The sequence below is a fragment of the Nonomuraea sp. B1E8 genome (genome assembly GCF_039871515.1).
GTDB lineage: Bacteria > Actinomycetota > Actinomycetes > Streptosporangiales > Streptosporangiaceae > Nonomuraea.
The window spans coordinates 77,357-99,013 of the sequence record NZ_JBDPLS010000006.1 but is presented as its reverse complement, the minus strand read 5'-3'; the positions used below and the strand labels follow the sequence as shown (position 1 = coordinate 99,013).

General features: G+C 67.3%; 19 protein-coding genes. 6 read left to right on the top strand and 13 right to left on the bottom strand.

The features are described from left to right. Positions 1 to 83 precede the first annotated feature (83 nt). The 6 genes from ABGA98_RS21115 to ABGA98_RS21090 all read right to left on the bottom strand — a co-directional run bounded on the left by ABGA98_RS21115 (position 84) and on the right by ABGA98_RS21090 (position 6,417). Positions 84 to 1,589: a class I SAM-dependent methyltransferase gene (locus ABGA98_RS21115; protein WP_347620075.1), complete on the bottom strand. Its 1,506-nt coding sequence runs from the start codon at positions 1,587 to 1,589 to the stop codon at positions 84 to 86. After that, a complete protein-coding gene (locus ABGA98_RS21110) occupies positions 1,586 to 2,182 on the bottom strand; it encodes a hypothetical protein (protein WP_347620074.1) in 597 nt (198 codons plus the stop codon). Before ABGA98_RS21110 ends, ABGA98_RS21115 begins: the two co-directional genes overlap by 4 nt. After that, positions 2,172 to 3,194 carry a hypothetical protein gene (locus tag ABGA98_RS21105; protein WP_347620073.1) on the bottom strand — a complete coding sequence of 341 codons (1,023 nt, stop codon included), beginning with the start codon at positions 3,192 to 3,194 and terminating at the stop codon, positions 2,172 to 2,174. The genes ABGA98_RS21110 and ABGA98_RS21105 overlap by 11 nt, the downstream gene beginning before the upstream one ends. Before the next feature lie 77 nt (positions 3,195 to 3,271). After that, a complete protein-coding gene (locus ABGA98_RS21100; RefSeq protein ID WP_347620072.1) occupies positions 3,272 to 4,477 on the bottom strand; it encodes a phytanoyl-CoA dioxygenase family protein in 1,206 nt (401 codons plus the stop codon). 318 nt (positions 4,478 to 4,795) lie between these two features. After that, the gene (locus ABGA98_RS21095) at positions 4,796 to 5,461 is read right to left on the bottom strand and encodes a nucleoside monophosphate kinase (RefSeq protein ID WP_347620071.1); all 666 of its coding nucleotides are present in this window, start codon (positions 5,459 to 5,461) and stop codon (positions 4,796 to 4,798) included. Further along, positions 5,458 to 6,417 (bottom strand): LLM class flavin-dependent oxidoreductase, encoded by a 960-nt coding sequence (locus tag ABGA98_RS21090; protein ID WP_347620070.1) that lies wholly within the window; start codon positions 6,415 to 6,417, stop codon positions 5,458 to 5,460. The genes ABGA98_RS21095 and ABGA98_RS21090 overlap by 4 nt, the downstream gene beginning before the upstream one ends. 171 nt (positions 6,418 to 6,588) lie before the next feature. Here ABGA98_RS21090 and gltX point away from each other — a divergent pair, with 171 nt between their 5' ends. Beyond that, positions 6,589 to 8,004, top strand: a complete 1,416-nt coding sequence (gene gltX, locus ABGA98_RS21085; protein WP_347620069.1) for a glutamate--tRNA ligase — start codon at positions 6,589 to 6,591, stop codon at positions 8,002 to 8,004. A gap of 61 nt (positions 8,005 to 8,065) precedes the next feature. Here gltX and ABGA98_RS21080 read toward each other — a convergent pair whose 3' ends face one another. Continuing rightward, positions 8,066 to 9,460: a condensation domain-containing protein gene (locus ABGA98_RS21080; protein ID WP_347620068.1), complete on the bottom strand. Its 1,395-nt coding sequence runs from the start codon at positions 9,458 to 9,460 to the stop codon at positions 8,066 to 8,068. Between the two features lie 413 nt (positions 9,461 to 9,873). On the opposite strand from ABGA98_RS21080, the gene ABGA98_RS21075 reads away from it, so the two are divergent. Both ABGA98_RS21075 and ABGA98_RS21070 read left to right on the top strand, forming a co-directional pair. Next, positions 9,874 to 10,143, top strand: a complete 270-nt coding sequence (locus ABGA98_RS21075; protein WP_347620067.1) for an acyl carrier protein — start codon at positions 9,874 to 9,876, stop codon at positions 10,141 to 10,143. 54 nt (positions 10,144 to 10,197) lie between these two features. Next, entirely contained in the window at positions 10,198 to 11,562 is a 1,365-nt protein-coding gene (locus tag ABGA98_RS21070) for a hypothetical protein (RefSeq protein ID WP_347620066.1), read from the top strand. A 51-nt stretch (positions 11,563 to 11,613) separates the two neighbouring features. Here the strand turns inward: ABGA98_RS21070 and ABGA98_RS21065 are convergent, their stop codons facing one another. Further along, positions 11,614 to 12,306, bottom strand: a complete 693-nt coding sequence (locus ABGA98_RS21065; RefSeq protein WP_347620065.1) for a nucleoside monophosphate kinase — start codon at positions 12,304 to 12,306, stop codon at positions 11,614 to 11,616. Positions 12,307 to 12,341: 35 nt separating this feature from the next. Here ABGA98_RS21065 and ABGA98_RS21060 point away from each other — a divergent pair, with 35 nt between their 5' ends. Next, positions 12,342 to 13,688, top strand: a complete 1,347-nt coding sequence (locus tag ABGA98_RS21060) for a nucleotidyltransferase family protein (protein WP_347620064.1) — start codon at positions 12,342 to 12,344, stop codon at positions 13,686 to 13,688. Further along, positions 13,685 to 14,749: an aminotransferase class I/II-fold pyridoxal phosphate-dependent enzyme gene (locus ABGA98_RS21055; RefSeq protein ID WP_347620063.1), complete on the top strand. Its 1,065-nt coding sequence runs from the start codon at positions 13,685 to 13,687 to the stop codon at positions 14,747 to 14,749. Before ABGA98_RS21060 ends, ABGA98_RS21055 begins: the two co-directional genes overlap by 4 nt. Here ABGA98_RS21055 and tyrS read toward each other — a convergent pair. Both tyrS and ABGA98_RS21045 read right to left on the bottom strand, forming a co-directional pair. Beyond that, positions 14,694 to 15,845 (bottom strand): tyrosine--tRNA ligase, encoded by a 1,152-nt coding sequence (gene tyrS, locus ABGA98_RS21050; protein ID WP_347620062.1) that lies wholly within the window; start codon positions 15,843 to 15,845, stop codon positions 14,694 to 14,696. The two genes, ABGA98_RS21055 and tyrS, sit on opposite strands and share 56 nt — an antisense overlap. 77 nt (positions 15,846 to 15,922) lie before the next feature. Then, positions 15,923 to 16,801: a sugar phosphate isomerase/epimerase gene (locus ABGA98_RS21045; RefSeq protein WP_347620061.1), complete on the bottom strand. Its 879-nt coding sequence runs from the start codon at positions 16,799 to 16,801 to the stop codon at positions 15,923 to 15,925. A gap of 86 nt (positions 16,802 to 16,887) precedes the next feature. On the opposite strand from ABGA98_RS21045, the gene ABGA98_RS21040 reads away from it, so the two are divergent. Beyond that, entirely contained in the window at positions 16,888 to 17,730 is an 843-nt protein-coding gene (locus ABGA98_RS21040; protein ID WP_347620060.1) for an LLM class flavin-dependent oxidoreductase, read from the top strand. A gap of 57 nt (positions 17,731 to 17,787) precedes the next feature. Here the strand turns inward: ABGA98_RS21040 and ABGA98_RS21035 are convergent, their stop codons facing one another. The 3 genes from ABGA98_RS21035 to ABGA98_RS21025 form a co-directional block, all read right to left on the bottom strand. Continuing rightward, positions 17,788 to 19,131 carry an HAD-IA family hydrolase gene (locus tag ABGA98_RS21035; RefSeq protein ID WP_347620059.1) on the bottom strand — a complete coding sequence of 448 codons (1,344 nt, stop codon included), beginning with the start codon at positions 19,129 to 19,131 and terminating at the stop codon, positions 17,788 to 17,790. Positions 19,132 to 19,243: 112 nt separating this feature from the next. Further along, complete coding sequence (locus ABGA98_RS21030; RefSeq protein ID WP_347620058.1) at positions 19,244 to 20,311, bottom strand: Gfo/Idh/MocA family oxidoreductase; 1,068 nt, start codon at positions 20,309 to 20,311, stop codon at positions 19,244 to 19,246. Next, entirely contained in the window at positions 20,308 to 21,447 is a 1,140-nt protein-coding gene (locus ABGA98_RS21025; RefSeq protein WP_347620057.1) for a radical SAM protein, read from the bottom strand. Before ABGA98_RS21025 ends, ABGA98_RS21030 begins: the two co-directional genes overlap by 4 nt. Between the last annotated feature and the right edge of the window lie 210 nt (positions 21,448 to 21,657).

Sequence of the window (21,657 nt, the reverse complement as noted above, 5' to 3'; positions counted from 1 at the left end):
CGGCGCGACGCGCTCGCGGCCGGACGGGTCTCCCATCCCGTGCCGCGAACACCGGCGTGCCGCGCTCCCCTCCCCGCCGGCGTTCAAGCGAGCCAGCTGATACTGGTGGTCGGCGACGTTTCCGGATAAAGAACCGAGCGCCGCGAGGAGAATCCCGCGAAGGACACCGCTCCGCGGAAGGCCTCGTACGGGATGGGGGACTGCCCGGACAGCGCGTGGTAAAAGCGCAGAGCGAGCGTGTGGCTGCTTTCGAGCCGGTCTCGCACCGTCGCGATGCCGGGAGTGTGTGCCTCGATGACCACCAGGCCGTGACGTCCGCATACCTGTCTCCACTGTGCGTAGTGCTCTGCCCAGTCCTGCCGCACCGCCTCAGCGGAGATGATCGACCCTGACGGCGTGGCGTACACGCCGTCAGTGAGGTGCACGTTCCCGTTCTCGCCCTCCATGTGCCCGAGCGACCGGTTGTGGTCGACGAAAGCCCGGACGGACATGATGTCGTCCATGCTGATGCCACTGGCTGACGCCACTGCCTGGGCGACCTCCGACGGCCGCCCGACGTCTCCGAGCAGGCAGATCGCCGGCAGGTTCGACAGGTTGCGCTCACTGATCTCCAGCGCCACCGGGTCCATGTCGACCCCGAGGACGACGAGGGGGTGCTCCGCAAGGGACCGGCCGCGTGACGTCGAGCCGCAGATGAACTCGTACAGTTCGCGCAGCCACGATCCGTCGCCGCAGCCGATGTCGAGGATCGCGCGGGGCTGTTCCGCGAGCGGCACCTGGTCGAAGTGCCTGGCGACGAGCCTGGTCGCCGCGTGGAAGTAGCCACGGTGCGCGGCCGCGCTCGCCCGGACGTTGATACTGCGGTCGATCTGTCGCGTGACCTCCAAGGGCGAGATCGTCTCACCGGCCTCCACCCGATCCGGGAGCCGGATCAGCGTCTTCGCGTACGAACCAGCCAGTCCGTACATGGGGGCGAAGAAGGACAACACCCGCTTGATGTCGGCTTCCGACGTTCCCAGATCGAGCGCGGCGAACAACGGCGCGAGGTCCGCCCGATCGTGATCGCGGTCGATCCGAGGCAGCAGCGGTACGGCGAGCAGGCCTTCCAGCAGGCGGAGGAGAAGGTCAGCCGCCGCATCCGGCAGGGAGGTTCGCCTGCTGACCGATGCCTTGGCCGAGGTCACGACGTCGACGCAGCCGAGGAGACGCGCCACGGTGCTCTCCACGGACCACGGCCGGCCACGATCGTGCTCGCGGATCGCGCGGTGAGCGTCGAGGAGGATGTCGAGGGCGAAGGCGACGTCGTTCGACGCGGACAGTGACACCACAGAGCCGGCGCCGCGGTCATCATGCACGCTCAGCCAGCCGGCATCGCACGCCGCCACGATCGAGGCCGCCACCGCGCAAGGGGACGGCGAGTCGTTCACCACGTCCGCGCACCTGAGGCGTTCCCTGCTGAGCCGATCGAGGCTTCCCGAGGCCTCCAAGGTCGCCAGCGCGGTGATGGCCGCCAGGCCGTTCTGGTGGAGGAATACGCGTCGCAGGAGTTCGCCGTTCCAGCCGCTCGCCCGCCGCTCCGCCACCTTCATGGCACATTCCGGTGCGAGGTGCTCGATGCGGGCTTGGAGGCCTCCCTGGCGGCGTGCTCCAGAACATCGCTGTGCCACGTATCGGCATCCGGAGGCGCCCAATAGAAGTCACCCACCGGCACGCCAAGCCGCTCACACAGGTCACGGGTCACCCGCGCGCTCTCCACCCAGGCGCGCACCGCCGAGGCCAGCCCGTCGTCTCCATGGCCCGTCAAGTCGCCCACCAGGCCGAGAACCGCCCGGCAGTGCGCGGTGACCGCGTCCACGTCCAGCGGGAGGACCGCGCAGTAGAGGGCGGAGACCCTGTCCGCCAGGTCGGGATTGACGGCCCTGAGCACCGACAACGCGACTCTGGCTCTCGCCGTGGCGTGCTCGAAGGGCGGCAACACGGTGCAGCGCTCGCGGAGCCACACGGCGATCGACGCGTCGATCAGGCTGGCGGCGGTATACCGCGCCAATCCCAGCTGACCGGCCTCGAGGGCGCCGTCGAGGTCGTACATCAGCGCCATGATCTCGAGGCGGCCGGAGGATTCGTCGTGGGATCGCCGGAGCGCGACCGGCATGGGCACCGCCTTCGCGATCTCACCGCGCATGGCCGTTCACCTCCCTCAGCAGTCCGGCATCGATCAGTGCCTCCCGCAGGACGAGGCGGTGTGCCTGGGCCTGCCAGACGCTGGGCTCCTGCTTCCGGCCGTTCTCCGCTTCCCGCGGATCCGGATCCGGATCCGGCAGGAGCGTGGCGATCGCCGCCGTGTCCTCCGGCAGCACGTCGTACGCCGCCTTGCGGGTCATGAGGGTCGAGACGTGGTGACGGCGGTCGTGCTCGATCGGCGCCGCCGCCTCGGTCACGAGGTCATCGGCGTGCATTCCGGACAGGCATTCGGCCAGCACGGTGTCGATGTGCTCGACCGCCGCGCGGACGTGACGCACCGGGTCATCCGAGGGATGGAGCAGCGCCGCGATCGTGCTGACCTCGGCGGATTCCGCGCCGAAGGCCCGGATCGCCTTCTCGAGGGTGTACTTCGGCGACGGATAGAGCTCCCCCACGTCGGTCAGGGTCCCCATCGTGCAAAGGTGGGCGGCATAACCGGCGTAAAGGGTGGCGGCGGTGACGTCCCCGCTGTTCAGAGCGATCGTCGCCCGCGCGGAGAAGGCGCCGGCGTGAAGAACCGCCCACGATCTGAGCACGGGGCGGTACGCCTCCAGCGAGAACACCACGCTCGGGGGGTACGCGCCCTTGACGGTCGCGCCGATGGCAAGCCGGTAATAACGATCGAGCTCCGGCCGCGACAGCCGCAGAACCTGGGCGATGTCCTTCGGGTCGGTCGTCGCCAGCTTCCTGGTGAGGTCCTCCACCTCCCGTGTGTGGACATATTCGATGTCCAACCAGCTTGCTCCGGCGAACGCCATGCGCACGGGCACGTCGCGCGGGCGGTTGTCGCTCACCACGAAGAAGTCGAGGTCGGACCGTACGTTGCCGATGCCCTCGAACAGGGAGCCCGAGACCACGAGGACCTCTTCCTCGGTGATCGAGGCGGACAACCGGGCCCACGCGTCTTCTCCTGCTTTGCGGCAGATCAGGTCTATCGCAGTGCGATCATCCAAGGAACCGGTCCCATCCCAGGCTTGCGCTGTTGACGGTTGGAATCGATGGCGGCGGTCGGGTCAGAGACGTGCGCGCACTACGCGTAGACGTCCCAGGCCGACGAGACGGCGTTCGACCAGTCCGCGTGTTTGATGGCGTACCGATTGTCGACACCGGTGCCGGACACGGGGTCGACGAGCGAGAAACCCGCGTACATCAGGCGTCGCTCGCCACGCTGGGGGGCGACGGTCTCGTGCATCGCGCACGACAGGTGAACCGTGAGATCTCCCGGTTCGCCGTAGAGAGCCCGGACCGGCAGGTCCACCTCGTCGATGTTGTGATCGACCGCCGGGAAGTTCGTACGATGAGAGCCCGCCATGACCCGGATGCCCCCGGTCACTTCGTTGGAAGGCGCCAGCAAGACCCCGATCGTCACGCCGTTGCAGAAGTACGAGTGCTTCCCCTGCCAGCAGTCCTTGTGCCAGCGGATCTCCGACGGCCCTTCCACCACACCGGTGGGCTTGACGAGGGACTCCACCCAGGACGGAGGAAACGCCAGGGAGTCTCCGGTCAGGTTGCACAGGCGCCGGAGCGGATCGCTTTCCGCCACCCTCTTGCCGGCTTCCGATATCCGGTCGAAGTGCTTGAGGCGCACACAGGTCTCCTGCCCGTTCTCCAGTTTCGCCCACCATCGGTGCGGGTCGTCCCTTCGGGCGGAGGCGAGACCGCGGTCGATGTCGGCTGAAATGGCGGCGACGGCATCGGCGCCGACCCAGCCGCGCAGCACGAGGAACCCGGCCTGCTCGAGAAACCTTCCCATTTCGGCGTCATCGTCATCGGGCGTGAACGACCGGTCGACATCGAGCGGCGAGCCGTCCAGATTCGTCAGCGATATGGATCCCGGCTCGTACATCGGGCGGCCGTCGACCATCGCCCGGAGCACCACATCCCAGGCAAGGGCCGCGTTGGAGTCGCCGCTGCTCACCTGGGCGTCACCTGAGACCAGCAGGGCCAGCATGGTGCGCACTTCCTGGACCCACTCGGAAAACGCGGCTTCGCTGATGTCGACGACCAGTTCCCCGCTCGTGACGTCGTCGACGACGGCGATGGTGTCTGTTTCCGGGACCAAAGTCCGCATGATGTCGCCGACCCGAAGCGAAAGGCGGCCAAGCCCGAGCCGCGCCGCGGCCCGAGCGGCCTGCGGTCCGGTCGCCCTGAGCAGATCCGGCAGTTCCTCGAAGAACGAGCGAGGATCTATCGCCCGGACGTCGCTGTTGGTGCGTGTGCGCATGTCGATTGTCATTCGAGCACCTCCGCGGGAGCTGGCGACGCAATTATTTCGATATGGCTGCCATATGCGGGTGTCAGGGAAAAGCCGTTCGAGTTCCTCACCGATGTTGGCCGGGACTCACCAGGATTGCAACAACACGAATGAACACATAAAGACGTGCGCCGACGGCACTTCACCCGCGGACTTTCAGCCGTGACGCGTTCGGCTGTGGATGACGGCCGCGATGCCGGGAGGCGGGCGGTGTGCAAGTGAGGACGATCCACACTTGCACACGGCGCACGCGGTGGCCGCGTGTCCGTACCGATGCCGGCGAATTCCGGCCGGTGCCGGCTAGGAAAGGTGCCGGAACGCGGCCTGTGCTATCTCGGCTCGATCTGCCGTTCCGTCCAGGACAGTCACCCGGTCGTGACGGAGCTCGTCGAGGATTCCGCGGATGTGGTGCCGGTGCAGGCGAAGGCGTTCCGCGAACGGCTCGTCCTCGTCATCCCGTCTACGGCCGAGCGCGGACCCGCACCGCGCACACCGGCCGGGATCCGCCTCCGAGACGGCTGCCTGCGATATTCCGCCATCACAGGTGACGCACACCGACCGCTTGCGCATGCGTGCCATGCACACCTCGTCCGGGGCGTCCAGATAGAGAACGCGGTCCACCTGCCGGCCGCGGCCGGCCACGACCCCGATCATGAGCCGCGCCTGTTCGGCGTTGGCGGGCAGGCCCTCGATGAGCATTCCTCCTGGCAGCTGCGCGTCCAGCCGGCGGGAGAATGCCTCGATGACGACCTCGTCCGGGAGCCATTGCCCCTTCTCCTGTGACTCGGCGGCCGCGAGCCACAGATCTGTCTGCTTCCGCTTCTCCTCGACGAACTGGCGCCGGACGGCGAAGTGCCCGAGGCCGGGAGTCGCGTCCAGGATGCTCGCGACCAGGGTGCTCTTGCCGGACCCCGGAGGCCCGAGCAAGACCAGCAGGGACGTCTTGGAGACCGTTCGCGCGCTCATCGTGCGCCTCCGGAAGCCGTGGCGCCGGCCGGCGGGAGGGCCTTCCCGAGCAGCGGAAACACCTCTTCCGCGAAACGTGCGGGCTGCTCGGCGCGGTCAGGGCCGAGCACGCTGACGTTGAAGCCGTCGAAACCGAGGTCCTGCAGCTTCGCGAGCTGGTCGGCGACGGCTTCCGGCGGACCGGTGATCGCATTCGCCGGCGCTTCGGCCAGTGGACCGACATGAGCCTCGAGACTGAGGACGCAGGTGATCGTCGACGGGTCGCGTCCCGCGCCGTCCGCCGCGGCGAAGAGGCGGGACCTGCACTCGGTCAGCCGCTCCACCGAGGTGTAACGCAGATACGGGATCCAGCCGTCCGCCATGCTGCCGGCCACCTCGGCTCCGCGTACGCCGAGAACGCCCAGCCAGACAGGTATCCGGCTCGCCGGCCGTGGGCTGATCTCCGCGTCGGCGACGTCGTGGTACCGGCCGGAGAAGGTGAACTTCCCGTCGCGCCACATGCCTTTGATGATGGCCGTCGCCTCGGCGAGGGCGTCGATCTTCCCCCGGGCGGACGGCGGGGGAATGCCCACGGAACGCATCTTGCCGTCCGCGCCGCCACCGCCGATCCCGAGCACGAGACGGCCGTTGGCGAGACGGTTGATGGTCTCGGCCATCTTCGCCACGAGCGCCGGATGGCGGAACGGCGCTCCGAGAACGCGGGTGACGAGCCCGATCTGCCGCGTCGAGGCGCCGATCGAGGCCAGCGTCACCAACGGCTCGTTGGTGGGGCTGCCTCCGAAAGGATGGTCCGCGACCGAAACGAAATCGAATCCCAGTCTTTCCGCCTCGATTGCCTCGTCTACTGGGTGTGCGTCGCCGATAGGGTGCATGGACACGCTCAGACCGACTACAGGTCTTTCCACATCTCCTCCGTTGGACCGGGGTAACTTCATCGCCTGTCCCGCGCCGCACATGCTAAGCATCCTCGTCTGGGCAAGGCCACTCGTCGTCTTTCCACACCGGCGGCCGGCACGTGCGTGGACGTGATGAACCACCGGTTCGCGCACGTCACCATTTCACCGTTGATTTCGGGTATGCAGCTGAGCCCGTGAACGGCCTGCCGTTCCGCGGGTAGACTGCTCGGCGTGTCTGTAGTTCCGGTTCGCACACGTTTTGCGCCTTCCCCCACAGGGATGTTTCACGTTGGAGGCGCGCGGTCGGCTCTCTATAATTGGGCGGTAGCGCGACAATCAGGCGGCAAGTTCGTGCTGCGGGTGGAAGACACCGACACGGCGCGAAATCGCCCAGAGTGGACGGAAGGCATTATCCAGGCTCTGGCCGCGATCGGCATCGATTCCTCGGATCCCGCTTTCGAGGGTCCCTACATGCAGTCGCAGAGTGCCGATCGGCACCGGCAGGCGGCGCTCCAGCTGTATACGAGTGGCCGGGCATACTTCTGCGACTGCACGCGTGAACAGCTCACGGAGCGGCGCGAGTCCGAGCATCTGGGATATGACGGATTCTGCCGCGAGCGCGGGCTGGAGCCCGCGCGGGGACGCGCGTTGCGGTTTCGGACGCCGGATGACGGCGAGACCCTGGTCGTGGATCTGATCCGCGGCAAGCCCGCCTTCCCCAACAGCGCGATCGAGGATTTCGTCATCGCCAGGGGCGATGGGTCGCCGGTCTTTCTCCTGGCCAACGTCGTCGACGACCTGGACCAGGGCATCACGCACGTGATCCGGGGCGAGGAGCATCTGTCCAACACGCCCAAGCAGCAGCTCCTGTGGGAGGCCCTGGGCTCGGCGCCGCCGATGTGGGCTCATCTGCCGGTCCTCGTCAACGACAAGCGGCAGAAACTGTCCAAGCGGCGGGACAAGCTGGCGCTGGAGGATTATCTGGCAGAAGGGTTCCTGCCGGATGCCCTGGTCAACTACCTGATGTTGCTCGGCTGGGGGCCGGGCGACGATCGGGAGATCATGCCATATCCGGAGATGGAGCGGCTGTTCAGAATCGAGGACGTCAACACCTCGCCGGCGTTCTTCGACGTGAAGAAGCTGAGCGCGTTCAACGGTGAATACATCCGGGCGTTGTCTGAAGAGGCGTTCGTCGCCGCATGCGCGCCATGGCTCACCGGGCCCCATGTGCCGTGGCGACCGGACGCCTTCGACCCGGGCGTGTTCGCGGCGGTGGCGCCGCTGGCGCAGACCCGGCTGACGTTGTTGTCGGAGATCACGGGTTATGTGGATTTCCTGTTCCTCGACGAGCCCGTCTTCGACGAGGCGTCGTGGACCAAAGCCATGAAGCCGGGCGCCGCGCAGCTGCTGCGCGATGCGCGGACGGCGTACGCCGCCGCGGCATGGCGGGCGGAGACGCTGAAGAACGTCCTGACCGAGGTGGGCGAGCGCCACGGGTTGAAACTGGGGAAGGCGCAGGCCCCGGTCCGGGTGGCGGTGTCGGGGCGGACGGTAGGTCTGCCACTGTTCGAATCACTCGAAGTCCTTGGCCGCGACCGGACGGTGCAACGCCTGGACGCCGCGCTCGCGCGCTTGACCGGGCCGTGACGCTGCGCAGCCGGCCACCCGCGCCCGCGGTGCCCGCCGGCGCGGGTGGCCACGTCGGCGGTCAAGCTGTGAGGTCCCGCACCACACCGGACATGTCCTGGGCGGTCAGACGCGGCCTGGCGGCGGCCGCCACGGCGAGGGACTCCATCGCGCGGAGAAAGCCGGCGATCTCCGCTGGTGACAGGAGTGACGTGTCGGCCCGCAGTAGACAACCAAGCGCCGGCGGGCGGGCGAAGGTCACGAGGTAGACCCGCCGCCCCATACGATCCTGAGACAGGTCCCGGGTCCACCGGAGGATGGTGTCGCCCGGCGAACTGGTGGGTGTGCCACCGGCGGCAGCCCTGCAGGGCACCTCGCCCGAGAGGTTCAGATTGATCGAGAAGGGCAGGCCCACGCAATGGCGGGCTTCGCCGGCGGGGCCGTACACGAGCCGGGCCACGGCACGCGGGTCGTACTGCCCGTGCCGGTACGCCGACAGCGCGGACTTCACCGTGGCGCTGAGGAGCTCGGGGAAACTCAGGCCACGCACGTCGACGCTGAACGGGGCGTCCTGAACGAAGGTCCCGGCGGCTGCCCTGCGCCTGGGACCGACGCGGTTGCTGCAGTAGATCATCGACTCGCACGTCCTGGCCGGCGATCGCAGGCCGAGCAGCGCCGCCCAGATCGTCAACATCAGCGTCGGCGCGCCTACCCGGTACACCTCACTCAGCCCGCACACGGCTTCGGCAAGGGCGCGTGACTCCATGTACATCTCGCGGTAGGTGGCCGGCCCGTCACCAGCGGAAGCCGGGAAAGGATGCTCGGCACAGAGGCCCGCCACCTGCTGCTCCCAGTAGGCGAGTGACGACACCGCGACCTGCTGTCCACGGTCACTCGCCTCGTACGTCGCCTGGTCATGGGGCTGAAGGCCGATCTCCACCCCCGGAGACTGCTCGGCGCGCAGCAGATGGACGAGACGGTCGCGCAGCTGTGCGACGGCCCAGCCGTCAACCGCCAGATGGAACAGGACGACCACGACATACCGCGGCTCGCCGTCCTGGGTGACGATCGCGACGCGTACCGGCCACTCGTCCAACTGGAACGCCGTACCCATGAGTGCGTCTTCGACCTGGTCGCGCCAGCGATCCGCCGGATGGGGTGACGCCTCGCAGACACTCACCCGCAACGATCCGGCCGAGGCGACGGCCTGTCGCGGCTGATCGCCCGTCGTCTCCACGAACGTCGTTCGCAAGGATTCGTGTTGCTCGACGAGCGCGCGTACCGCTGTCAGGGCGGTGGGCAAGGTCGTGCCGTGCGGCAGCTCCACCGTGAACGGCACATTGAGGTGGGCGTGATCACCATCGAACCAGACAGCCTCTCGCCACATCCATTGCTGGCCCCAGGTCATCGCGGACGAACATGATCGCGTCCCGCGAAACTCAACGAGGCAGGACGTCGAGCCATCGATCACAGGCACTTCCGCTCCTCGCGTGCAGATGCGCGGTTCCGGCCACACGCGCCGGCGAATCGCGCCCGGTGGTGCCGCGCCTCTGGCGGAGGACTCGCGCGAACGGGACAAGCCGGGCGACGGGCGGGTCCGGGATCCTGATCGCCGCACAGCAGTGACCCACTTCTGCCGGCGGCCATTTTCTTCAGGTTGGCACGCGCGCGGATACCGCACAAGGCGTGCGACGCAGCACGTATGGACGATAGACGATTCGTCCGTCACGCTGGACCGATAACTCTCACCGCCCATTGGTCATCCGCGCGCCGGTTCTGCACCACGGGTTTCTCTATCCCAGGTCTTGTACGGTGCCTTTCTCCGGGTCCGGTTTGACTTGTCATATGATCGCCCGAAGCATATTTTGCTCAGCAAGGGAGAATCGTCTTATGGTGCACGAGGAACGGAACATCGCCGACGACGTACTGAGGATCATCAAAGCCACCCTGCTCGTGGAATCCGTGGATATGAAGGACAACCTCTTCGACATCGGCGCAGACTCCCTGACTTTGCTGGAGATATGCACGCAGATTGAAGAGGGATTCGAGATCGAAGTGCCGCTGGAGTCCGTATGGGAGGCGCCTAGCGCCTCCGACATCATCCGCATAGTCGAGGACTGCGTTCAGAAGGCCCGGGGACTCACCGCCGGTGGCCGGTAGGCCGGGATGCCTGCCTCGTGACGGCTGACCGGGGACGATCTGGAAGAGGTCAGGGTGTCGCCATCCTTTTCATATCCGGCTATCCCGTCGCAGTCGGCGTTCAGGGCCATCGACCGCACCGGTCCTGGGCTGACGACCATCGTGTACGAGCGGCCGATCGCCCCCCAGGCGAGCACCGCGCTGCTGCGCCAGGCGGTTGCCGAGGTGTACCAGAGGCATGAGGTCCTGCGGACGGTGATCGTCGACGGGGAGCCCGGATCGCCTTCCTCGCCGCTTGAGTCCCTGTGGCTCGGCTACCGGAACGTCGTCGCCGAACGGCCGGTGGAAGCGCTGGACATGATCGCTCCAGCGCACACCTTGCGGTCCGACCACGGGGAGCCAGGATGGCTTCCCGGACTACGGGCGGATCCCGGACGTCTCCCGGTCTTCCGCTTCCAACTCATCGAAGGGCCTGCGCGGCGGAAACTCAGAATCCTCACCGATCACGCTCTCTGCGACCGATGGTCACTCTTCGTGCTGCAACGCGACATCGAGCGTTCATATCGGCGGATCATGGCAGGGGCGCCGGCAGGCACGGGGGAGACCTATCCGTTCAGCGCGTTCGCGGGTGAGCTCTATTCGATGTGGACCTCCGGCGTGTTGAAGGACAGAACCAAGGCTCTCGGCGAGAAGATCACGGCACTCGATATGAGTCCCCTGTCCGAGATCTCCGGGAGTCTGTCCGGCCCGGCTTCCGTCGAATCCTTCGTCGTCGCCTTGAGTTCAGAATCGACGCGTCGTTTCGAGGCACTCAACGCGCAGGCCGGAAGCAGCCGGCTGGGGGTGGCCATCGCGTTGTTCGCCCATGCCGTGGCGGCGGAATTCGGCTGGCGCCGACTTGCGCTGCTCACGCCCCACGCGAACCGCTCGATGAAGGCGCGTGGGTCCGTCGGCCTGTTCGCCGACGCACAGTACATCTTCGCGTCGGTCGAAGCGGGTTTCGCAGCCGCGGTCCGCGAGGTCTCGACGAGCCTCAAGGAGACTCTCACCAGCACGCCACCGCCGGCCGCGCTCATCCAGGCCCTGCCTGGAGCACGCGAAGTGCTGCAGAGCGTGCCCCGGCTGGCGGCTGACGTCCTGATCAGGCCCCGACGCGGCGGGCCGGCCCCCCGCCCGGGGCGGATCGAGCTCTTCGAGGACGAGGGCGAGCAGGAAATCGACCGTCCGGACGAGGACGCCATCGTCACGTTCACGCCGCCGTCGTGGCCCGGCCAGCCCGATCTCAGGCTCACCTGCGACTTCTCGAACCGTCACGAGTTGTCGGTCAACTACCGTGTGGATCACATACCGGCTTCGTCCGCCAGAGCGATCGCCCAGCGACTGCTGCGGCAGATCCAGTGCGCCGGGGCGGGCGGCCCTGGTGCTCACCTGGCCGGGTAGTGCAACCGCGTAAGAGGGCGAAGGCCCTGGTCTACGTGAGGGACGAGCTTTCTAGCCGCCCCGGACGGTCCGCAGCGCCACGCGCGCGGAGGCCGCGACAACCTCCGGGGTGGCTTTCGCGTCGAGAACCGTGATCTCCTCCGGTCGGAAAGCGGCGAAGATGGCGGGGATGTTGCGACGGTGGGTACGCAGCCGCTGTGAGAAGACCGGCTCGTTGTCGTCCGGACGGCGCTCGAGCCACCCGCCGCACGTGATGCAGCGATCCGGAGCCTTCGGAGCGGCGACGGCCGGCGCCCTGCCGTCGTCGCAGGTCGTGCAGACCGTCCGATGGCGCATCCGCATGGTGCAGACGTCGTCGGAGGCGTCGAGATAGAGAACCAGCTTGGTCCGGACGCCATGGGCATGGATCAGGTCCCTGACCATCACCGCCTGAGCGCCGTTGGCGGGAAGACCCTGCAACACCATTCTTGCCGACGGATATGCCTGGAGCTGCCGGGCGAATAATTCGACGACAAGGGAGTCGGGAATCCAGCTTCCCTTCTCCACAGACTTTCTGATCGACTCCCAGAGCGGTGTTCCGTTGTTTTTCTCCCGAGCGAGCTGGTGGCGGACCACAAAGCGGCGGAAGGAAGCGTGATCGGCCAGGATTTCCCTGACCAGGGTGCTCTTGCCGGAAGCCGGTGGACCTAGCACAATAACGAACGGCAGATCCGTTTCCGCCGTTTCCGTCGATGACTGCGCCACGTCGGCATATTAGCACGCGTCAATTGGAGACCTCCATGCGCAAGCATTCCATGCATGCCGCGAGAGCAGCCGTTCGCAGCGCCGGTGTCTATGGTGATTCGGTTGTGGATAACGAGGCATTGGCCCGCCTCGGCGACGTGCCGGTCGCTCTCCTGTCGGACGCGCTCATCGACGAGAAGGTCTCCTCGCTGGTTCTGGAACGACTGAAGGGAAGCGGGGCCGGGCTCGTCGGCGGCCTCCATGGCCAGGCGCGCTTCGCCGAGGCCCGGGCGCGGATCGAGGCGGTCGAACGTCATAAGGACGAGGTTCTGCCGATGGTGGACCGACAGGCCAGGGAACTGGGGATCAGCGTCTGGGCCATCAAGGGACTGGCGGCCGAGGGCGCTTACCCTGAGCGCACGGTGCGGGATCTCGGCGACCTGGATCTGATGGTCGCGACCGTGGACGACGCCGTCAGGCTCACCGCACGCCTGCGGGACGCCGGCTACGACTTCGACAACCTGGAATGGCCGTGGGTGAAGAGGTCCCTGGAGTCCGGCGTGATCTATGGACAGTTCAACCTCAATGACGGCGCCCTCGAAAACCGTCCGACCATTGATCTGCATTTCGGTGGATATTCGGTGCGGCACTGCGGTTTTCATCCGCTGGCAACGGGCGAACGGAAACCCGGGCTCAGCTACTACGACATTCAGCAGAACATGCCGCTCCTCGTCGCGAACGCGGCCGGTGACCACGACATCACCACCAAGGACCTCAACGATTTCGCCCTGGCGCTTCGGAATCCATCGGTGGACTGGGATCAACTGCTCCGCGAGCTTGAGGCGATCAAGCTCCTTGGCTTTTTCAAGCGTATGGCCGGGGAACTCGACGCGACCCCGCTACGGCCGCTCTACCGTGACAGTGTCCTGCCGCCGCGACTGAGGAACGTACGGGCGGAGACTCCGGCGCCGCGGGTTTCCCTGATGTGGCAACGGCGGTGGGCGGCGACCGTCAGGCACGCTTACGCTCTTGGCGCGCGCCACTCCTACGCCCGTGCCACGGTGACCACGCTTTCGGCAGCTCGCTATTACTGGGGCCATCGCGTGGTCAAGGTCAGATCACGGGCGATCCGCCCGGGGCCGCGGCTGCCGAGGCTGGTCAACTGGACGTGTGTGCGCCTGATTCCCGCGGCGATGGTGAAACGCCTGCGCAGCGGGGACGACGGCGCGGCGGTCGGCGCCTCTTTCCTTCCGGTGCGCGGGCCCCAGCGGTCACTGTCGGCGGAGCTCACCGCGATCCGTTCCCCTGTCGGCGACATCATCCGTACTCGCCTGGGCGATTTCGTGCCTGCCGTCTATCATGTCGATGATCCCTGGCAGCGCTTGAACGAGGGCGCGAAATGAGCGGGACGGAGCACCCCGTCGACCTCACGGGGCCGCAGGCGACGTGGCCGTCCGCCGGGCTGCGACTCTGGCGAGAGGCCACCGACCACGTTCTCGGCCTGCCTGACTCGTGGCATCCGCCGCCGCCACAGGGAGATCGCGGCCTTCGTGAGGTGCTCGGCGCCCTGCTGCGCGAGGACCCCGACGACGTGCTGATCACAAGCGGCGTACGCGCCGGCGCGTCGGTCATCGCGCAGGTCGGCGCGGGCTTCTCGCATGAACAGCCCTCGTTCACCGGCACGGTTACGGTGCTCCGTTCCTGCCGCCGGGAAGTGAACCTCCATCCCTGGGCCGAGCTCCTGGAGCGCCGGCATGAGGGCGGGACGGGATCCGCCGGCGTCGTCTGGCTGACCGATCCGTGGCGGAACCCGGACGGCGCCACCCTGACCTCGGACGGCTGGCGCCGCGTCGAAGCCGTCGCCCAGACGTGCCAGGTCGTGGTCAACGAGGTATACCGCTGGTTCGGGAAGGGGGCGAGCCGGCCCGCCCGTGTCTGGATGACCGGTTCGCTGTCCAAGCTGGCCGGCAGCGGGGCAGGGCTGGGATGGATCCGTGGCACGGGCATGGCCGACCTGGCCCGGCGGCAGCACGCCAGGCCCAGCCTGTTCTGGCAACGGTGCTGGGCCTACTTCCTGGCACATGGCGGCCTGGACATGCTCATCGACCACACGGTCCGGCCCACGGCCGAGGCCTCCCGCGCCTTTCTCGACGAGCTGGTACGGGTTGCCGGCACGGAGTACTGTCCCGACGCGGTCGCCGGGTCCCCGTTCTTCCTCCTGCCCGTCCCGCATACGACCACGGAGGATTTCGTCGGCCGGCTCGCCGCGGACGGCATCCGGGTAGGCCCGGGCGATGACTTCCTCGCACCGTCGCCCAGTGTCCGCGTGTGTTTCGCCGGCGTCTCCGGCGCCGACGCTCGCCACGCGGCTCGAACCATCGGGATGCGCCTGCTCGCCGACGCCCCGTTCAAGGCCGGGTCTCACCCGGCTGCAGAACGTACAGACGGCGGGGTCCGACACTGATCAGGTCTCCGGTGGAGACCTGGTGATCCTCCTCGAACACCTTGCCGCCGTTGACCCGGACGGCTCCGGACAGGAGGAGCCGGCGCGCCTGCTGCCTGGACGGGACCGAGCCTGTGGCGTGGAGAACATCCAGTATTCCGCCGGGGTCCGCGATCAGCGGCACGGCCATCGACGGGTCGGGATCGCCGCGATGCCCGGGTGAGAAACTCTCCTTGGCCTTGGCCGCCGCCGCCTCGCCATGGTAGACGCGTACGATGTCGAAGGCGAGGTCCTGCTTCAACGCCATGGGATGCAGCTCTCCCGTCCTCCAGCGTTCGAGCCGCGCGCGCACTTCGTCCGGCGGCCACGACGAGACAAGAGTGATCCATTGCCGCATCGTCTCGTCGTCGATGCTCATCACCTTCGCGAACTGTTCGTTCGGCTTCTCGGCCAGGGCGATGTGGGTGCCTTCACGCTTGGACATCCGCCGGTGGCCCTTCGTCCCCCACAGGGTCGGGTAGGTGATGCCGACGCAGGGCCGCTGCCCGTACAGTCGCTGCAGCCGGCGGCCCGCCAGGATGTTGAAGATCGGGCCGACCGTGCCGAGCTGGACGTCCGCCCGCAGGTGGAGCGCGTCGTAGCCCTGCATGAGCGGGTAGAGAAGCTCATGCAGACCGACCGGCTTGCTGGACTTCATCCGGTCTCTCACGGCCGCCGGGCTGGTCACCTGCTGGACGGTGAACGCCGACGCGACGGCCAGGACGTCAGAGAGGGGCAGGTCGCTCAGCCAGTCGCCGTTGTACATGACCGTCGTACGATCCGGGTCGAGAACGAGCGACATCTGCTCGACGAAGGTCGAGGCAGCGCTCACGACCTTGTCGAGAGGGATCCGGGGCCGCTCGTACAGCCGATCCGAAGGATCTCCGATCTGAGCGGTGACCGTGCCCACCAGGAATATGACGTCGTGCCCGAGCTCCTGAAAGAAGCGGAGCTTCCGCATCGTGATGGTGTGTCCCAGGTGGAGGTTCGGCCGGCTCGCGTCGTAGCCGGCGAAAACACGCAGCGGCACTCCGGTGCGATGGGACTCGGCCAACCGTTCGATGAGTTCGCGCCGCATCGTCCGCGCGAAGGATTGCTGGGTGAACTCGGCGCCTTGCAGGATATTGTCAGCCTCGTCTATCGCCTTTTGCGAATTCACTGCATGGACTCCACATGCTCGTTCGTTGTCGCCGCCATGGACAACGCTTTCTCCAGGGTCCTGAGCGCCGATGCGTATGATGCGCGAACCAGAGAGATCTGGTCACCCGCCCACAACGTCTCGGACAGGATTTCGAGCTCCCACCACCCATCGAAGCCGGCGGTGAGCAGATCCCTGCAGATCGCCGGCACGTCGGCGCATCCATCGCCCGGAAGCGCGCGGTCCAGGTTTCCCGCGGGGCCGGCCGCCCAGTCCGACAGGTGCACGATCCGGGTTCTGCTGCCTGCCTCCAGCAGGTGTTCGCGTAGCCGCGAGTCCCACCAGACGTGCCAGGTGTCGACGACGATGCCCCCGGTCTGTCCCTGCTCGACCAGCGTGAGGGCGTCCGCCACGGACGTCGCGACCGACTCGTTGACCAGAACGGGATGCAGCGGCTCGACGAGCAGGTCGGCTCCCTCTCGTGCGGCTCGCCGCAGCAGCATGTCGACCGCGGCGGCCGCCTGATTCCACGCCTCCCTTCGCCCGAGGGTTGCGCGCGGGCCGCCGACCACCACGACGAGTGGCACACCGAGCTCGGCGGCATGGGCCAGGCATCGTTCGGCTTTCGCCATCCGCTCGGCACGGACCGCGGGGCTCGGATCTATGAGGCCTATGAAGGCGCAGACACTGGTCGGCTGCAGCCCTTCTCCGTCCAGCACGGACCGTACGCCATTCACACCGTGCTCGGCGATCGCCGACGGGAGAACCCCGAAGCCGTCGAACCCGGATTCGCGCGCGGCACGAGCGGCCGTCGCCAGGGGAAGGTCCCGCGCGGTCAGCTGGTTGAATGATATGCGCAAATCCGCGGCCACCGCGGGCCCGCCTGGTATGGACATGCTCGTGATTCTGCAAGACGGGCCGGGATATGTAAACAAGAATAAGTGGAGCCCGGCGCCGGTCGACCCCCGGATACAATGTGCTGATGCGATTCGCATTCATGCCCGTCCTTTCTCATGAACCGTCGTCCTGGCCGCGGCTGCTGGCAATGTTCCAGGCCGCTGACGAGATGGAATTCTTTGAATCCGGGTGGCTGTTCGATCATTCGTCGTCGGCCGCCGTCGACATGTCAGGCCCGTGTTACGAGACATGGACGGTCATGGCGGCCCTGGCCCAGGCGACGAGCCGTCTCCGCCTGGGCACAATGGTCCTCGCGGTCGCGCGCCGGCATCCGGCGCTGCTCGCACAGATGGCCCTGACGTTCGACACGATTTCCGAGGGCCGGCTCGAACTCGGCATCGGCGCGGGATGGCGCGAGCTGGATCACCTTCCGCAGGGCGTTCCCTTCGGCACGCCTGCGTCCCGCGCGGACCGGCTCGACGAAGGATGCGAAGCCCTGGTTCGCCTTCTTTCCGGCCACACGGTCTCCGCGCACGGAAGTTTCTTCACGCTGACGGAGGCACGATGCGACATTCCTCCCGTACAGCGACCGCACCCGCCTCTCTGCATCGGCGGCGGTGGCGAGCGGCGGACTCTGCCGACCGCCGCGCGGTGGGCGCAGCACTGGAACCATCCGGGCGGACGTGTCGAGGACTTCTCCCGCAAGCGTCTGCTCCTGCTCCGCTGCTGCGCGCAGCTCGGCCGTGACCCCTCGGAGATCATCACCTCGGCGACCATTCACGGAGAGGACTCCGCGCCGGAAAGAATGGTCAAGGACGTCGCTCGGCTCACGGAGGCAGGTGCTGATCTGGTCATTCTCCGGATTCGACCGCCTCACGAGGCGGCGAGACTTGAGCGACTGGCGACGGCGTTGGAGCCGCTCCGCTGACGCCGGAACGGGCGTCGGCGGAGGCGTCACCGGTCGGCGAGAGTCCCCGGCGGCGGGTCACCCGGCCGTGAGGCGGAACGCCGCGGAGAGCGCGCGCAGCGGCTGTGTGGCGAGGGCGGCCCGGCAGCCGGCGCGCAGCGCACCCAAGACATCGTCAACGAGCTGGTCACCGACGTGGAGCAGGCGTTCCGCGCTCACGCCGAGAGCGTCCGCCGCCTTGAAGAACGCCGCGGGGGAGGGTTTGGCGACGCCGGCGGTCGTCGAAGGGATGACGACGTCCACGTACGTGTCGAGCCCTGTCGCGGCCAGGACGTCCACGAGAGAGGGCTGCCAGTTGGACAGAACCCCGATGCGCTGCCCGGCTCCTCGCACCGCGGCGAGCATCTCTCGCGCACCTGGCGCGGGGCGCCAGTTGCCGGGGGCGGTGTACGCGTCGAGCACACTCGCCGCCCCGGACGGCGAGGCGTGGCCGAGCCCGGCCAGGACATCCCCATAGAAGCGCCGAAGCGTTGCCTCGGCGGTGAACGGATCCGCCCACCACGAGTCCGCAGACCTGAGAACGCCGGTCGCGTTCGCCATGGCTGCACTCACCTCGGACATCGGGAGGGCGGTGCCTGACCGGGCAAGTTGGTCACGTACCACGCGAGCAGGGTCGCGGACGTGCTCGATCAGCGTGAATCCCGCATCGAACGTGACGGCGGCGGGCGGTCCGGGGCAGGGCGGTCCCGTCACCGCGGCGAGGAGAGGAGCGATGTCCGGCAGGGCGGCGCTGCCGGGCAGCAGCAGCGTGGGCAGGTGTCCGCAGCTGACGGACCGGCCGGTGAACACGCCCACGGTCCGGAATCCGGCGGCTTCGGCCGCCCGCCACTCCGCCGCCGAATCGGTCACGTACCACGCCTTGCCCGGGTCGACCCCCCTGGCCCGCAACGCGGTGAAGGAGCGCACGCTGGGCTTCGGCTCGGCCGCATTGTCGCCGTGCACCACAAAATCGAATGCGGTCACGTCGAGCCCGCACGCGCGGAGCTTACGCCAGGTCTTGACGCCCGGGCCGTTGGTGAGGATGCCGCAGCGCATTCCGGCCGAGGTCGCGGCTCGTACGAGCCGGCGCGCGTCGCACAAGGGCACGGGCGGATACCGGGCGGCGAGAGCGTCGTATGCTGACGAGTAGCGGGCGAGATCCACTTCCGCGTGGAGGCGCCGGACGCACTCCGCGAAACTCATGTGCCCGTAGTGGCCGGCGAACACCCTTTCGTCGGGCGGCTCCAGCCCGAGAACCCGCGCGACCTCCTGGCACTTCGCCCATCCTGTCGTGTACGTGTCGACCAAGGTGTCGTCGACATCGAGGACGAGCCATGGGGCGTTCTCCGCGGAGGTCGTCGTCTCCGGTGGGGCAGGCGTCATCAGGTGCTCATCCTCACGTGCTCCGGCCAGGCGATGGGGCGTGTCGGATCGTGCTGCGTTTCCGCGCAGCCCGCCGCATCACTTCATGCTCGCCAAGGAACGAGTCGAACGTTCAGAGCTCGCGCAGCGTGGCCGCGATCTCATAGATGAGGGCCAGGTCGGCCACGGCGTCGGAAATCGGGGTACGTGACGCCGCGAGCTCCAACGCGCAGTCGATGAAATGCTCGACTTCAAGCCGGTAAGCACTGTCATACGAGGTGATCACCTCGCGCCTGACCACATCGGTTCCGACCGTGCACCGCTCGTGGGTGACGGTGGGCGCGGAACGGAGGAACGGGGATCCGAACCGCAGCTCGGTTGCCGCCCCGGGATAGAAGGCGGTGAGAGTCTCGTCCCAAGCACCCGCGGTCTGGAAGTCGGGGACGACTTCCAGGTGCACCGGAATGCCGCTCGCATGCATGACGGCGAGGAAGCCGGGACCGAAGGGCGTGTCGAACCGGAAGGACTCGCGGACCCCGATCGGCCCGATCAGCGCGCGCCCGAGGTTGAGGTCGTGTACAGCCAGCTCCGTCAGGGTTCGCACGTCCTCCACACGAGCGGCGGCATCGCCGCCGAGCGTCGTGGCGATCTGTAGGTCGACCGCCGCGCTTTCGGCTTCGGCGTCGTGGTCTGTGAGGTGGTGACCCTTGATGCGCGGGTGGAGTCTCTCCTGTTTGTGCCGCGCTCCGGCGAAGACGTGGAGGCGCACGAATATGGGTGCCGCCTCGCTGCCCAGGAGCCGTGCAAATGACGGGTCGTACCGCTTCATGTATCCGACCACCACCGACGCCTGGGAGGATCGCTCCAGCTTCTCCAGCGCGGTCGCCTCCTCGATCCCCCAGCACACCGGCTTCTCGACCATGACGTGCAACCGCGCCTCGAGAGCACGCTGGACCAGGGGAGCGTGGTGCCGGTTGGCGATCAACACCGCGTCGAGGTCGCGGGACACCAGGTCGCCGGCGGACGGCGCGACGGCGTGGGCGGGCAGACCGTACTCGTGCGCGACGGCGGCGGCGAGGCCGGGGGACAGGTCGCAGACGGCGGAGATCTCCGCCCGCCGGGACTGGGCGAGGTTCGGAAGATGGTGGAGTTGGGCGACTCTCCCGAGGCCGATCACGCCCACGCGCACCCGGCGGCTCACGATTGGTCAAGGATCTTGAGACCGCCGAACTCGCGCTTCATCGATGCGGCGGCGATGGGCCTCTCGTCTTCGAACAGCACCGCCAGCGGGTCTATCCAGCACACGTATGAGACACCGTTGGGCATGACGTTGAGGCGTCTGACCTTGCGGTCCGGATTGGGCTCTTCGCTTGATTCGTCGACGTCGAAGTCGATATCGCCCCAGCGGTAGCAGTCGACCTTTGAGTCGCTCTTGCGCTGCACGAAAGTCTTCTCGAGCTCGGGCATCTGGTCGAGCTCGGCCACGAGCGAGTCGATCGGAATATGGCCCTCCGCGTTGTAGGCCGAGTAATCGGTGGGTTTGCGGAACGCTTCGGGAATCTCCGAGCAGGACCGGAAGATGAATCGGCGGTAGCCGAGCTCGCGGCCCCACTTCATGTAGGTGAACATGTCCGGAACGGTGGAGACGCCCTCGGGCGTCATGACGCAACTGAGCCGTGGGGTGAAATGCGTTGAGCTGCGTTGGGTGACATTCCGGTGATCGGCATCCGTCATGCCATTCCACGAGGGGCCGAATCTCATGATCGCGGCATTCAGGTCTGGATCGGAATGTGCCACGCTGACCGACACGCCTGACAGTCCCGCGCTGATGAGCCCATCGAGAAGGGTGGCCTGGCCGGTGGGCGTCTGGACACTCTTGCCCAGGCCGATGCCGTTGGTGTGCAGCCGCGACTTGTCGAAGCCGGGATTCACGGACCGGGTCAGGTCAAGGAGCCTCTGAGGGCTGAGCGTGGGCTCGCCGCCGGTGTAGGCGACCTTCCGCACGCCGGCGGTCAACGCGAAGCTTTTCACGCGCCGCAGCTGAGGTCCCCAGCTCAGGTATGGTCCGGCGGGGGTGAATGTGATCTCGTTGGAGCAGAACTTGCACGCGGCATTGCATTTCGCCACGACCACCAGCGTCAGAATGGCACGGTGACTCACCACATACGTCTCGGCGTCGAATCTCACGATATTGCTGTTCCAGAATTCCTCTCCCTCGAACAGCTCGGGCCGCTCGCCGATGGAGCGGATCACCTCGCCGTTGTGTGGACAGCTTTCGTCTCGGTCCGCCGTGCCGGTGGCAACAGCTTCGTCCGCCCGGGCCCTGCTTTCGGTCATTCCGATCCGGCCCTCCTCAATGGGTGGTCAATGCGACTCTATCCATGGGCCAGTATGGTGACAACGGTGTCCGATCAGCAAGGGCACGCGCACGCAGGGTAATTACCAGGAATGTGTGTGATGATATTCAGATACATTTGCGGCCGGCATTCCGCTCGACGTCCGGACAATGGCGAAAGAGGGCGGACCGGCTCCATCAGGGTGCCGGCA

Bases quoted from the DNA above. Each gene is read 5' to 3' on its own strand.
- ABGA98_RS21055 (WP_347620063.1), top strand. From the start codon at position 13,685: ATGAGCGGGACGGAGCACCCCGTCGACCTCACGGGGCCGCAGGCGACG.
- ABGA98_RS21060 (WP_347620064.1), top strand. From the start codon at position 12,342: ATGCGCAAGCATTCCATGCATGCCGCGAGAGCAGCCGTTCGCAGCGCC.
- ABGA98_RS21025 (WP_347620057.1), bottom strand. From the start codon at position 21,447: ATGACCGAAAGCAGGGCCCGGGCGGACGAAGCTGTTGCCACCGGCACG.
- ABGA98_RS21045 (WP_347620061.1), bottom strand. From the start codon at position 16,801: ATGTCCATACCAGGCGGGCCCGCGGTGGCCGCGGATTTGCGCATATCA.
- ABGA98_RS21040 (WP_347620060.1), top strand. From the start codon at position 16,888: ATGCGATTCGCATTCATGCCCGTCCTTTCTCATGAACCGTCGTCCTGG.
- ABGA98_RS21100 (WP_347620072.1), bottom strand. From the start codon at position 4,477: ATGACAATCGACATGCGCACACGCACCAACAGCGACGTCCGGGCGATA.
- ABGA98_RS21035 (WP_347620059.1), bottom strand. From the start codon at position 19,131: ATGACGCCTGCCCCACCGGAGACGACGACCTCCGCGGAGAACGCCCCA.
- ABGA98_RS21115 (WP_347620075.1), bottom strand. From the start codon at position 1,589: ATGAAGGTGGCGGAGCGGCGGGCGAGCGGCTGGAACGGCGAACTCCTG.
- ABGA98_RS21075 (WP_347620067.1), top strand. From the start codon at position 9,874: ATGGTGCACGAGGAACGGAACATCGCCGACGACGTACTGAGGATCATC.
- tyrS (WP_347620062.1), bottom strand. From the start codon at position 15,845: ATGCGGCGCGAACTCATCGAACGGTTGGCCGAGTCCCATCGCACCGGA.
- ABGA98_RS21095 (WP_347620071.1), bottom strand. From the start codon at position 5,461: ATGAGCGCGCGAACGGTCTCCAAGACGTCCCTGCTGGTCTTGCTCGGG.
- ABGA98_RS21090 (WP_347620070.1), bottom strand. From the start codon at position 6,417: ATGTGCGGCGCGGGACAGGCGATGAAGTTACCCCGGTCCAACGGAGGA.
- ABGA98_RS21110 (WP_347620074.1), bottom strand. From the start codon at position 2,182: ATGCGCGGTGAGATCGCGAAGGCGGTGCCCATGCCGGTCGCGCTCCGG.